Origin of the sequence: Brachyspira pilosicoli P43/6/78, from assembly GCF_000325665.1 — a bacterium.
GTDB lineage: Bacteria > Spirochaetota > Brachyspiria > Brachyspirales > Brachyspiraceae > Brachyspira > Brachyspira pilosicoli.
Genome location: NC_019908.1, coordinates 669,312 through 682,483, shown reverse-complemented (window position 1 = coordinate 682,483; position 13,172 = coordinate 669,312). Strand labels below are relative to the sequence as shown.

The window sequence follows — 13,172 nt, the reverse complement described above, 5'->3', positions numbered from 1 at the left end:
ATTAATTAAAAATTAATGTTTTAATTATTTCATTAAATTTTTCATTCATAGATTTTAAATAATTATCATATTTGTTTGATAAATTATAATCAGGTTCTATTACAGTGTTATCTATTAATGAATTTCTAATATCATCTAAAGAAATATTTTCTTTTAATAATAGTACAGCACTTATTGCAGCTCCAAGAGAAGCTCCTCCAGAAGGAAGTATTTTTATAGGGCACTGCCAAATATTAGCAATTATTTTTAATATTTCTTTATCTTTAGTTGGTCCGCCTGTAACAGATAAATCAGCTGCCTTTTTTTCTGAAGCAAACTTTTTAGAATATCCAGCAACTAAACCTAAAGAGCTTAATACAATGCCTTTATAATCATTATCAAAAGAAATATCATCATAATATCTTTTTATATCAAAAGATTTACTTATAGGTACAGATTCATTTTCTCTTTGATATATCATTATAGGTAAATTGTCTATATTTTTGGATAATGATTCTGTTATATCTTTATAATTTTTATGATATAAGTTCATAATTTCGTCCCAAACCATAGCCCCATTAGTACGGCAGAATATCATAAATGGATTTCCTATACCATCATACATAGCATTAGATACACCAGAAAAATCTCTTGTGTTTTCATCAATATTAAGCATATATACAAAACTAGTTCCTAAAGATAATATATCTCCTTTGTATAATACTTTTGTTTGAGGATTATCTCCGCTTCCTATTCCTACTAAACAATCTCTGTTAAAACCATATTTTTCTATAAAATATTCTGCTATATTTCCTGCCAATGCTGAAGGATTATCTATATTTCCTAATTTTTCTTTTAAATTATTTGATACAGTATTGAGGAGTTTATCATTCCATTCTTTTTTTGTATAATCCATTAAACTCATACCAGATGCATTTCCAAAATCTGCACTAATATCATCTTTAGCAGTTAGAATAGAAGCTATGAATGTATTGAGAAGAAATACTTTATATGTATTATTTTCTAATTCTAAGTTGTTATCAAAATTATATTTTATTACTGCACCAGTAAATCTAAGCGGTGAATCTGAGCCTGTTATTTGAATCATTTTTTCTTTTCCGCCTACAGAGTTTCTAAGTTCATTAGCTTCTTTTTGTGTACAAGAAGTTCTCCAAATAGGTGCTGCGTTATATGAATAAGAATCTTTTAATATTTCTTTTAAGTTTTTGTTTATATAATCTTTATTTTTTAATTTATTTAAATTCTTTTTATAATTTTCTGATAAATAAACATGCCCATGTTGCTGAGCAGAAATTTGAATAGCTTTAATCTCTTTAATATTGCATTTTTCTTTTAGTTCTGATAATGCTTTATCTAATGCAGCTAAAAAAATATTAATATCTTGTTCTGCTTTGCCTTCTATTTTTGAGTCTATGAGTAAAGTATTTTTATTCATTGATGAAGTTTTTATTTCTTCCAGTGAGTTAAAAGCTATAGATATGTTTAAGTCTATTTTTTAAAGTTTTATAATTTAATATACTTAATGTTAAACTTTGTGTGCTTAAATCTATTCCTAATGTATACATAATATACCTCTTAATTAGTTATTTATTATTGAGTATATAATTGAGTATAGAAAAATTTATTGCATAAATCAAGTATTCATTTATAATAATAACCTTCCAAATTTATTTTTTTTAATTATATACTATCCATAACATTTTTTATGAGAATACAAATGTAATAAAAAAAGTAATAATATAGATGTAAAGAAAATCAATAAAAATATAATTTATAAATATATTTTAGAAAATAAAAAAGTTTCTAAACATGATATTTCAATATCTTTAAATATGAGTATGCCGACTGTTTTGCAAAATATGAAGGAGTTATTAGATTCTAATTTAATACAAGAAGTTGGTGAATTTGAATCAAGCGGTGGAAGAAAAGCAAAAGCTATTTCAATTGTGGAGAATGCTAAATTAGCTATAGGTATAGATATTACTAAAAATCATATAAGTTTAGTTTTAGTTAATTTGCTTGGAAATGTTATAAAAAATATAAGATTAAAAAACTCATTTAGGTATACAGAAGAATATTTTTTATGGTTCGAAAAATCTATTAAAGAATTTGTTTGTGATATTGATGAAAGTAAGATATTAGGTGCTGGTGTATCTATTCCAGGTATCATTGATAAATCGGGAACTGATATAGCTTCATCTTATGTATTAGGATTTGAAAGAGTACCATATTCTGATTTTACTAAATATATACCCTTTAATTGTGTATTTATAAATGATGCTAATGCGGCAGGATTTGCTGAATCAAGATATATTAAAAATAATGCCATTTACCTATCATTAAGTAATAGCGTTGGTGGGGCTATTATATTTTCTAAAGAACTATATATCGGAGATAATATAAGAGCTGGAGAATTTGGGCATGTAACTATAATACCTAATGGAGAAAAGTGTTATTGCGGTAAAAAAGGTTGTTTAGATTGTTATTGTAAAGCTAATTTGCTTTCTGATCTAACAGATGGAAAACTTAATTTATTTTTTGATAAATTAAATAGCGGCGATAAAAAGATTGCTAAAGTTTGGAATGATTATTTATATTATTTAGCAATAGCTGTAAACAATTTAAGAATGTCTTTTGATTGCGATGTAGTAATAGGCGGATATGTTGGGGGCTATTTTTCTAATTATCTTAATGATTTCAAAAACCAAGTTTCTAAATTAAATACATTTGAAAATAATGCTAATTATATAAAAGTGTGTAAACATCATTTTGAAGGAGCTGCTTTGGGAGCGGCCTTGCAGCATATATATGCATTTATAAAGTCTATATAAATACTCATTTTTTTATATTTTTATTGACAACTAAGTTTTTTATGACTATACTTAATTATATAAACTACTTTTATAAAATATTTTTATTAAAGTAGTTTATAAAAAACAATATATTATGGAGTATATGACATATGGAAGGTAAAATGAAAGTCGCAATAATGACTGATCTAAAAAAGATAGAATTTACAGAAAGAGAAATACCAAAACCTAAAAATGATGAAGTATTAGTTAAATTGGAATATATTGGAGTATGCGGTTCCGATTTACACTATTATGAACATGGTGCTATTGGTAATTTTATTGTGAAGACACCTTTTGTTTTAGGTCATGAATGTAGCGGCACTGTAGTAGAAATAGGTGAAAAAGTAAAACATTTAAAAGTTGGTGATAGGGTTGCTTTAGAACCAGGAAAAACTTGCGGTGAATGTGAATTTTGCAGGACAGGAAGATATAATTTATGTCCAGATGTTATCTTTTTTGCAACTCCTCCAGTAGATGGAGTATTTCAAGAGTATGTTGCTCACCCAGAATCATTGTCTTTCAAATTGCCAGAAAAAATTTCTACAGTTGAAGGAGCTTTGATAGAACCTTTAGCAGTTGGAATGCATGCTGCTAGACAAGGTAATGCCACAATAGGACAAACTGCATTTGTTACTGGTACTGGATGTATTGGTCTATGTTCTATGTTAGCTTTAAAAGCTTGTGGAATATCAAAAGTATATGTTATAGATGTTATAAAAAAACGTTTGGATAAGGCTTTAGAATTAGGAGCAACTGGAGTTATAGATGCCTCTAAAGAAGATGTAGTAAAAAGAGTTTTAGAGTTAACAGATGGTAAGGGAAGCGATCTTACTATAGAAACTGCTGGTGTTGAGGCAACAACAAATCAGGCTATACAATTTGCAAAAAAAGGCTCTACTATAGTTTTAGTTGGATATAGTAAGACAGGAATGATAAACATGAATGTTGGTATGTCTTTAGATAAAGAATTAACATTCAAAACAGTATTTAGATACAGACATATGTTCCCATTATGTATAGATGCTATAGAAAGCGGAGCTATTAATATTAAAAATATAGTTACTAATACTTATAACTTTAATGATTTACAGAAGGGATTAGATGATAGTGTTAATGATAAAGCTAATATAGTAAAAACAGTAATAAAAATGTAATTATTTAATGGGGTAGTATTATGAGTTATTTAGATGAATTATTTTCTCTAAAAGGAAAAGTTGCTATTGTAACAGGTGGAGGTAGAGGAATAGGTCAAGTAGTTGCTTTAGGAATGGCTAAGGCAGGTGCTGAAATAGTTATACTTTCACGTTCTAATGCTGATGAAACAATTGATTTAATTAATTCTAATGCCGGAAAATGTTATCATATAAAATGTGATGTTACAAATGAAAGAGATGTTGATACAGCATTAAATAAAATTTTAGATAAATCTGGAAGTATAGATATATTATTTAATAATGCTGGGATATGTATACATAAATCTACTCTAGATGTTTCTATAGAAGAATTTAGAGAGGTGATAGATACAAATTTAACTGGTCAATTTATTACTGCAAGAGCTGTAGGCAGAATAATGTTGGAAAGAAACATTAAAGGAAGTATTATTAATATGGCATCTATGTCTGGTACTATAGTAAATATACCTCAATGGCAATGTTCTTATAATGCTTCAAAAGCTGCGGTTATACATATGACAAAGTCATTAGCAATGGAGTGGGTTGAACATGGTATTAGGGTAAATAGTATCAGTCCAGGTTATATGGCAACCCCAATGTCTGTAGATACTCCTAAGGAATTAAAAGATAGTTGGATGCCTTTAATTCCTATGCATAGAATGGGAAAACCTGAAGAATTAATACCAGCTATTTTATATTTAGCTTCTAGTACTTCAGGATATACTACAGGAAGTGATATTATAGTAGATGGCGGATACTGTTGTTTTTAATTTGCTATTAAATATTATAATTTAATAAATTAATTTAAAGGAGAAAAAAATGGGCAAAAAATTATCATTATTTTTTGTTGTTGCAGCTATGATGTTATTTTCAATATCTGGCTGTAATAAGTCTGCTCAGGAATCTTCTGCTTCTGAAAATACAGACGGAAAGATAAGAGTAGCGTATATAGCAAGGGCTCAGGCAGATTCTTTTGCTGCTTGGTTAGCTAACTCTATCAAAGAAGAAGCTGCAAAATATCCTAATATTGTTGTAGACATATTTGATGGACAAGCTAATGATGACGTTGAAAATAGCTTAATAGAAAATGCTATAATAAACAAATATGATGTTATCATTATACAGCCAAATAATGGAGAAGCTCAAAGACCTTATGCTGAAAAAGTTGTTGCTGCTGGAATAATTTGTTTAACTACAAATGCTAGAATTGCTGGTATAGCAGGTGCTTCTTCAGTAGATGCTGACCCATATAAACAAGCAGCAGTAAATGCTATAGCCGCTTTAGATCAAATTCCGCAAGGTGCTAATGTTGTAGTATTAAACGGCCCTCCAGGCAACTTCCATGCTGATGAAAGAAGAAGAAGTTGGCAAATAGAATTTTTTGATAAACGTCCAGATGTAAAAATTGTAGGTGAACAAATTGCAAATTGGAATAAAGATGAAGCTTTAAGTTTTATGGAAACTTGGGTACAAGCTAATGATAAAATAGATGCTGTTATTTCTATGAATGATAATATGGCTGCTGGTGCTTTAGAAGCTGTAAAAGGAAATCCTAAATTTGATAATTTATTAGTATATGGTGTAGATGGAACAGCTGAAGCTTGTCTTTTAATTAAAGAAGGAAAAATGACTTCTACTTGTATGCAAAGTGCTTATGATTTATCTGCAAAAATATTAGATACTGTAAATAAATTAGTTAATAAAGAAGCTACTCAAATAGATACAGATATTGATAACCCTTTAGTAACAAAAGAAAATGTTGATCAGTATATAGAGATGTATAAAAAAACTGGAGCTATAAGTTAATAGTTTATAATAATATATAGGAGGTGTTATGAAAATATTAATACCTCCTAAAATATAAAAATATTTTAAGGTTATAAAGTATGCAAGAAGAATATAGATTAAAAGTTTCTCATATATATAAATCTTTTCCAGGGGTACAAGCACTTAAAGATATTAATTTTGCTGTTAGAAAAGGTACAGTTCACGTTTTATGCGGGGAAAATGGTGCTGGAAAATCTACCCTAATGAAAATTATCAATGGTATATATAAAGCAGATATAGGAAGTATAGAAATAGATGGTAAAGTTGTACAAATAAAAAATCCTATACAAGCAAAAAAATTAGGCATATCTATGATTTTCCAAGAATTAAATTATGTTCCTGAAATGACTGTAGAGGAGAGTTTAGTTTTAGGTGATTGGCCAATGACTTCTTTAGGTACAGTTAATTGGAAAAAAATAAGAAAAGATATTAAAAATCTTTTAGAACAAGAAGGTTTAAATTATTCTCCAACTACTAAATTAAAAGAATTAACTGTTTCTGATGTACAAATGTTAGAAATTATAAAATCTATAGCTAATAATGCTAAAATATTTATTATGGATGAACCTACTTCTGCTATTACAAATAAAGAAGTAGATAAGTTATTTGCAAAAATTGAGGAGTTAAAATCAAGAGGGGCTTCTATAATATATATTTCTCATAAGATGGATGAAATTTTTAAAATAGCTGATGATATTACAATTTTAAGAGATGGGCAAACTATACTTACTGATAAAGCAGAAAATTTTGATATAGATAAGGTTATATCATTAATGGTTGGAAGAAAATTGGCAAATAATTATCCTAAAGAAACTTTACCTATAGGAGAAACTGTTTTAGAAGTAAATAATTTATATTCTGAAAATGTTTTTAATAAATGTAGTTTTTATGCAAGAAAAGGTGAAATAGTAGGTTTTGCTGGGCTTATGGGTGGAAAAAGAACAGAATTGGTAAGAACTATATTTGGTATAGATAGATATACTTCAGGAGAAATAAAAATAAATGGTAAAGCAGTAACTATTAATAGTGTATCTGATGGTATAAAAAATAGGATTGCTATGCTTTCTGAAGATAGAAGAAGATTTGGCATAATACCTTGTAGAAGTGTTAAAGAAAATGTTTCTTTGGCAAGTTTAAGTAAATTCTTTTATAATCAATTCTGGCATAAAAGTAAAGAACATAAAGAAATAACAAAATACTGCGAAAAAATGAATGTAAAAACAGCTTCTTACGATGTTAGTATTGATACTCTTTCTGGAGGAAATCAACAAAAAGTTTTATTAGCTAGATGGATATTAGAATCTCCAGATATATTAATTATGGATGAACCGACAAGAGGTATAGATGTGGGTGCTAAATTTGAGATTTATAAATTAATGACAGACTTAGCAAAAGAAGGAAAAACATTAATTGTTGTTTCTTCTGAACTTCCTGAGCTTATTGGAATGTGTGATAGAATATATGTTATGTGTAAAGGAAGTATTGCTGGTATGTTAAATAGAGATGAATTTTCACAAGAAACTATAATGAAATTAGCAACTGGAACTTTAACAATGTAACTTTATATAAATACAAATATTAGGAGATATAAAAATGAAACTAGATATAAGAAAACTTTATAGTGATATGATGAGTAAATATAGTATATATTTTATACTTATAATAATGATAATAGTCTCTTCATTTTTGAATAGTAACTTTTTAACATTTGCTAATTTTAGTAATATTTCGAGTCAATTAGCAGTAACTACTATTTTAGCTTGCGGTGCTACTATGCTTATTATATCTGGTATGATAGATTTATCTTGTGGAAGTGTATTAGCATTAGCTGGTGTATTATCTGTAGCTTCATATAAAGCAACTAATAATATGATTCTAGCAATATTGGTAGCTATAATAGTAGGTGTTATATGTAATTTAATTAATGGTATAATGATTACTAAATTTAAAGTACCTCCGTTTATTGCTACACTAGCAATGCTTACTATGGCTAGAGGTGCTGCTTTAAAATATACAAATGGTCAAAATATATATCAAATAGGAAAATATACTGTATTAGGACAGGGAACTTTACCTGGAGGAATACCTATATCTGTATTGTTCTTAATTTTATTTGTTATTCTTACTTGGTATATATTAACTCATAAAAAACTTGGAAGAGAGTTATATGCTATAGGAGGAAATGAAGAGGCCGCTATAGCTTCAGGAATAAATGTTAATAAATCTAAAATAGAAGTATTTATTATTAATGGTATATTTGTTGGATTTGCTGGTGTATTATTTATGTCTAGAAATAATGTTGGTCTTCCAAATGGTGCTGTTAGCTATGAATTAAAAGCTTTAACTGCAGCAGTTATAGGCGGTACAAGTTTTTCAGGTGGTTTAGGAACTGCTCAAGGAACAATTGCTGGTGCTTTTATAGTTGGATTTCTAGATAATATTATGACTCTTATTGGTGTAGATTCATATATACAACAAATAATAAGAGGAGCAATTATTGCTATTGCTGTTATATATGATTTATATTCTAAAAATAAAACTTTAAAAAATAAAATAAAAGCTGCTAAAAATTAATTAATATTCTTCTAAAGCAAGTTCAAATATATTATTTGAATTTGCTTTTTATAGATTTTATTATTTTATAAAATATTATTTTATTAATAATTATATTTTTATGAATAAAATTATTATTCTATTTTATTTGAATATAGTATTAATAAATATAATATTTATAATATGTTGTTTAGAACTTAGATATATTATTATAATATACAGTTATTCTTTACTTTCTTCTAATTTTTTATATTTTTAATCTCTCTTCTTATAAATAAAATAGTAACTATTAAAGCCATTGCATCTGCTATTGGACCAGCATACATTACACCATCTATGCCGAATATTTTAGGCAGTATTATTATAAGAGGGAGTAAGAAAATTATCTGTCTAGTCATAGCAATAAATGCTCCTTTAAATGCTTTTCCTATAGATGTGAAAAATGAACCTGTAACAGGCTGAACCCCATTAACAACCATAAATAACATGTATATTCTCATATATTCTTCAGCAAATGAAAAATATAATTCGCTTCCATCTCCAAACATAGATACTATCTGTCTTGGGAATAATTGAAAAAGTATAGATGCTATTATAGCCATCATTGTAGTTATAAAAACACTTAGTTTATATGTGTCTATTACTCTTTTATAATTTCTTGCACCATAATTAAATCCAATTATAGGTTGAGAACCTTGACCTGTGCCTATTATAAAAGCCATAATAATCATATTAATCTTTATTATAATTCCAGATACAGCAAGCGGGATATTGCCTCCATATATAGATTGATTTCCATAATAGCTTAATACATTATTCATTGTTATTTGAACAGCCATCATGGCTAATTGATTGAATCCTCCAGATAACCCTAAAGTAAAAATCTTAATAACATTATTAATTTTTAATAAAAAGCTTTCTTTATTAAGCGTAATATTTTTCATTTTAAATATATATTTAAAAGTTAAACCAAAAGATATAAATTGTCCAATTATAGTAGCTAAAGCAGCTCCAGCTATACCCATTTTGAAATAAAATATAAATATAGGGTCTAATATAGTATTGGCAATAGCTCCGCTCAATACTGACATCATTGAATATCTAGGACTTCCATCTGCCCTTATTATATGGCTCATCATACTTGAAAATATAAACGGCAAAAAACCAGTAGAAGTTATTGAACTATATTTTATAGCATAGCTTAATACTTCTTCAGTAGAGCCGAACATATACATTATTTTTTTTACAAATACTTTTACTATTATAGTTAATACTATGCTGAAAATAAATGCCAAAGATATTGTATTTCCTATAATAGTTGTTGCTTTTTCTCTTTCTCCTCTTCCAAGCAAGAGGCTATATGAAGAAGCTCCTCCAAGACCTAAAAATAATGATATAGAAACACATATTGTTGTTAGAGGAAAGGCGACATTTGTGGCTGCATTTCCATTTATGCCTACTCCTTGTCCTATAAATATTTGGTCTACTATGTTATATAATGCACCAACTAGCATTGATATTATGCTTGGTGTACCGAATTTAAAAAGAAGTTTATATATTTTTTCATAATATAATGGGTTAGAATCTACTTTGTCATACATATAAAGTCCGATGAAAATTAAATATTTTTTATTATATTATATTTTTTTAATTATTTAAATAATTAATTTTTATATAAATTTCTTTTATGCTATTGACAAAAATGGTATAAGTGTTAAAATACTATATATAGTAATTAATAAAGGGGCTAAAAATGATAACAAGTGAAAACGGTTTTTTTGGTGAGTTTGGAGGAAGATTTGTAGATGAGAAACTTGAAAAGAAATTAATAGAATTGGAAGAAGCTTTTAAATTTTATATAAAAGATAAAGATTTTTTAAATGAGCTAGAAGAGCTTAGAAGTGATTTTTTGGGAAGACCTACACCATTAATGTATGCTAAAAATATATCTGAGAGTATAGGCGGTGCTAAAATATATGTAAAATTAGAAGGTTTTGCCCATACTGGTGCACATAAAATTAATAATTCTATAGGGCAGGCATTATTGGCAAAGAGAATGGGAAAGAAAAAAATAATAGCAGAAACAGGAGCAGGTCAGCATGGTATTGCTACAGCGGCTGCTTGTGCTAAGTTGGGATTAGAATGTTCTATATATATGGGGGATATAGATGTACGCAGGCAGCAGCCTAATGTGGCATCTATGGAATTATATGGGGCTAATGTTGTATCTGTAAAAAGAGGTTCTAGAGGATTAAAAGATGCAGTTGATGCGGCTTTAGAAGAATGGATAAAAGATTTAGATGATACTCATTATTTACTTGGAAGTGCTGTTGGACCTAGTCCTTATCCTGATATAGTTAGAACTTTCCAATCTATAATAGGAAGAGAATTAGAAAAACAAATAGCAGAAAAAAACTTAAAAGTAAAATCTATGTTTGCATGTGTTGGAGGCGGTTCTAATGCAATAGGTTTTTTTGAGCCTTTTATAGAAAAAACTGATATAGAATTGGTAGCTATTGAAGCTGGTGGAATAGGTTCAAATATTGGAGAGAATGCTGTAAGAATGAATAATCAATATGCTAAAGACCATGTAGCTCAGGGGTATAAGAGTAAGTTTATATTAAAAGAAAATGGAGAGATATCTGATACTATGTCTATATCAGCAGGACTTGATTATCCTGGAATTGGACCTCAATTAGCATATTTAGGAGATATTGGAAGAATTAAATTTTTAAGTGCTACAGATATGGAAGCTATTAATGCTGTTAAAGAATTTGCTAAACATGAGGGAGTTATATTTGCTTTAGAGAGTGCTCATGCTGGTGCTAAGGCTATTGAATATGCTAAAAAATGCTCTAAAGATGATGTTATAATAGTTAATATGTCTGGAAGGGGAGATAAAGATATTTTTATAACTTCTCCAATATTTAGAGCTAAGAGATGGAAAGAGTTTTTACAAGATGAATTAAATAGATTAGAAAATAATATTGATATACATAATTTTAAATAAAATATTCAAGCCTTTATCTGTTTTTATCATATATTGATTATGTAAAAGGTATAATAATTTTTTAGTTAATTAAATTATTATTATATACTTTTAGTAATCAATATTATATTTTATATAAATATTTCTCTTTTTACTTTTATATTGATATTTTTGCTATTAATTATATAATTAAACGATGAATTATTTTTGTAGAATTCTTATATCTATTGTATTTCTAGTTACTCTTATTTCATGCGGACTTCCAGATATAACTAGTATTACACAAGAGATGAATCAGCCATTTATTACTAAAATTACACCAATGGACCAAAAAATTGTAGTAGAATTTCAGGCACAAAATAATGAACCAGCTTTTAGCGGATATAATATATATTTTGGTGATAGTGTTAATCCTAGAATATATAGAATCTATAGTCAGCAGAAAACAATTCCTACAATAGTAACTACAAGAAGCACAACTTTGCAAACATTTACTTTTACAATAGAAAAAAATATTTATTATACAGGAAGTAATGTTACAGAAATTTCACTTCTTCCAGAGACAGAGATAAGAAACGGCATACCTATATATGTATGGGTAAGTTCTTATCAAATAACACCTCAAAATGAAAGTTATTATTATTATGATAATTATGTAAAAATGGCAACGCCAAGACCAGAAGTATTGAATCAAACTGTAAATGTTGGTAGCACTATAGTTCTTTCAGAAGGTTATTTAGCTAATTTGACATTAAATACAGCAGATAATAAGCTTTATTTTTCTAGTCCTCAAAGAGAAAATGAAACATGGTCTTTGCAGCGTGTGGCTGGTACTTCGCTTTATGATATTGTAGTTCCGCCAACTGAAGGATATACTACAGAGAGTTTGGAAGTTATTGCTGATAGGTTATATTTAATAAAGATTAATAGAGGCAATAACAATTATTACGGAAAAATATTTGTAAGGAGTGTTAACGGTACTAGCAGTATAGTAGCAGATTATTGCTATCAGATTAGTGCTGATATATTAAGTTATTGAAAATGAAAAAAATATTTTTACTTATTCTTTTTACTATATTTTTTAGTTCCTGTGCTGAAGAGCTTGTTACGGTAATAGATGAATATAATATGCCTTATGAAATAAAAGCTATACCTGGTGATAATAAAGTAAGTATAGAGTTTTGGTCTGGAATATTAGCATCTGATTTTGCAGGATTTAATTTATATGCTAAAACTTCAGAAAATATGATTCAGCCAGATGATGCTATCAAAGATTCAGCACAAATACTTCCAACTATAAAAGGTACAAATCATGCTAGAACTAATTTTATAATAGAGATTCCAAATTATACTTTTGTAAACAATACTAAATATTTTATAACAGTAACAGCATACGGTACAAATGAACTTATAGAAGAGAAGTATATTGAGACAAAGATTAATACAGTAGTACCAGTGATACCAAGACCAGAGGGCAGTGCAACTATTACAGCTAATAATATAGATGTCACAGGAGCTGGAACTGTTGCTACAAGGAATGGCAATATGATTAATGTTGCTGGTGCATGGAAAGTGCAATATTTTGGGTATCAAACTAATTTTAATAGTGTAGTTGTTGTTACTAATATGAATGCTTTTGATAGTGATGCTCCGTATTTAGTTAATGGACTTTATATATTTTATGATGGTACAGCTTTAGTAAAAGTGTTAATAGGGGCTAATGATTCTTACCAGTGGGCTTATCAGAATAATGCTGCTTCTTGGAATGGAGTATAATTT

10 protein-coding genes and 1 pseudogene are annotated in these 13,172 nt (G+C 27.9%); 9 read left to right on the top strand and 2 right to left on the bottom strand.

Going from position 1 to position 13,172, the window contains the following annotated elements:
* Position 1: 1 nt before the first annotated feature.
* Positions 2-1,565, bottom strand: a pseudogene (locus tag BPP43_RS03010) (FGGY family carbohydrate kinase).
* Between the two features lie 294 nt (positions 1,566-1,859).
* Here BPP43_RS03010 and BPP43_RS03005 point away from each other — a divergent pair.
* The 6 genes from BPP43_RS03005 (at position 1,860) to BPP43_RS02980 (ending at position 8,425) form a co-directional block, all read left to right on the top strand.
* Positions 1,860-2,831, top strand: a complete 972-nt coding sequence (locus BPP43_RS03005; protein WP_015274125.1) for an ROK family protein — start codon at positions 1,860-1,862, stop codon at positions 2,829-2,831.
* 143 nt (positions 2,832-2,974) lie between these two features.
* Entirely contained in the window at positions 2,975-4,006 is a 1,032-nt protein-coding gene (locus tag BPP43_RS03000) for an NAD(P)-dependent alcohol dehydrogenase (RefSeq protein ID WP_232472812.1), read from the top strand.
* A gap of 20 nt (positions 4,007-4,026) precedes the next feature.
* The gene (locus BPP43_RS02995; protein WP_014935919.1) at positions 4,027-4,794 is read left to right on the top strand and encodes an SDR family oxidoreductase; all 768 of its coding nucleotides are present in this window, start codon (positions 4,027-4,029) and stop codon (positions 4,792-4,794) included.
* 49 nt (positions 4,795-4,843) lie between these two features.
* Positions 4,844-5,830: a sugar ABC transporter substrate-binding protein gene (locus tag BPP43_RS02990; RefSeq protein ID WP_015274124.1), complete on the top strand. Its 987-nt coding sequence runs from the start codon at positions 4,844-4,846 to the stop codon at positions 5,828-5,830.
* An 80-nt stretch (positions 5,831-5,910) separates the two neighbouring features.
* A complete protein-coding gene (locus tag BPP43_RS02985; protein WP_013245243.1) occupies positions 5,911-7,410 on the top strand; it encodes a sugar ABC transporter ATP-binding protein in 1,500 nt (499 codons plus the stop codon).
* Between the two features lie 34 nt (positions 7,411-7,444).
* A complete protein-coding gene (locus BPP43_RS02980; RefSeq protein WP_014935921.1) occupies positions 7,445-8,425 on the top strand; it encodes an ABC transporter permease in 981 nt (326 codons plus the stop codon).
* A 218-nt stretch (positions 8,426-8,643) separates the two neighbouring features.
* Here BPP43_RS02980 and BPP43_RS02975 read toward each other — a convergent pair whose 3' ends face one another.
* Positions 8,644-10,005, bottom strand: a complete 1,362-nt coding sequence (locus BPP43_RS02975) for an MATE family efflux transporter (protein WP_015274123.1) — start codon at positions 10,003-10,005, stop codon at positions 8,644-8,646.
* Between the two features lie 152 nt (positions 10,006-10,157).
* On the opposite strand from BPP43_RS02975, the gene trpB reads away from it, so the two are divergent.
* The 3 genes from trpB (at position 10,158) to BPP43_RS02960 (ending at position 13,169) form a co-directional block, all read left to right on the top strand.
* A complete protein-coding gene (gene trpB, locus BPP43_RS02970) occupies positions 10,158-11,414 on the top strand; it encodes a tryptophan synthase subunit beta (protein WP_013245246.1) in 1,257 nt (418 codons plus the stop codon).
* 175 nt (positions 11,415-11,589) lie between these two features.
* Positions 11,590-12,432, top strand: a complete 843-nt coding sequence (locus tag BPP43_RS02965; protein ID WP_015274122.1) for a hypothetical protein — start codon at positions 11,590-11,592, stop codon at positions 12,430-12,432.
* 2 nt (positions 12,433-12,434) lie between these two features.
* On the top strand, positions 12,435-13,169 hold the full coding sequence (locus BPP43_RS02960) for a hypothetical protein (protein WP_015274121.1): 735 nt from the start codon (positions 12,435-12,437) through the stop codon (positions 13,167-13,169).
* The last annotated feature ends 3 nt before the right edge of the window (positions 13,170-13,172 follow it).

Bases quoted from the DNA above. Each gene is read 5' to 3' on its own strand.
- BPP43_RS02990 (WP_015274124.1), top strand. From the start codon at position 4,844: ATGGGCAAAAAATTATCATTATTTTTTGTTGTTGCAGCTATGATGTTA.
- BPP43_RS02995 (WP_014935919.1), top strand. From the start codon at position 4,027: ATGAGTTATTTAGATGAATTATTTTCTCTAAAAGGAAAAGTTGCTATT.
- BPP43_RS03005 (WP_015274125.1), top strand. From the start codon at position 1,860: ATGAAGGAGTTATTAGATTCTAATTTAATACAAGAAGTTGGTGAATTT.
- BPP43_RS02975 (WP_015274123.1), bottom strand. From the start codon at position 10,005: ATGTATGACAAAGTAGATTCTAACCCATTATATTATGAAAAAATATAT.
- BPP43_RS02985 (WP_013245243.1), top strand. From the start codon at position 5,911: ATGCAAGAAGAATATAGATTAAAAGTTTCTCATATATATAAATCTTTT.
- BPP43_RS02980 (WP_014935921.1), top strand. From the start codon at position 7,445: ATGAAACTAGATATAAGAAAACTTTATAGTGATATGATGAGTAAATAT.
- trpB (WP_013245246.1), top strand. From the start codon at position 10,158: ATGATAACAAGTGAAAACGGTTTTTTTGGTGAGTTTGGAGGAAGATTT.
- BPP43_RS03000 (WP_232472812.1), top strand. From the start codon at position 2,975: ATGAAAGTCGCAATAATGACTGATCTAAAAAAGATAGAATTTACAGAA.
- BPP43_RS02965 (WP_015274122.1), top strand. From the start codon at position 11,590: ATGAATTATTTTTGTAGAATTCTTATATCTATTGTATTTCTAGTTACT.
- BPP43_RS02960 (WP_015274121.1), top strand. From the start codon at position 12,435: ATGAAAAAAATATTTTTACTTATTCTTTTTACTATATTTTTTAGTTCC.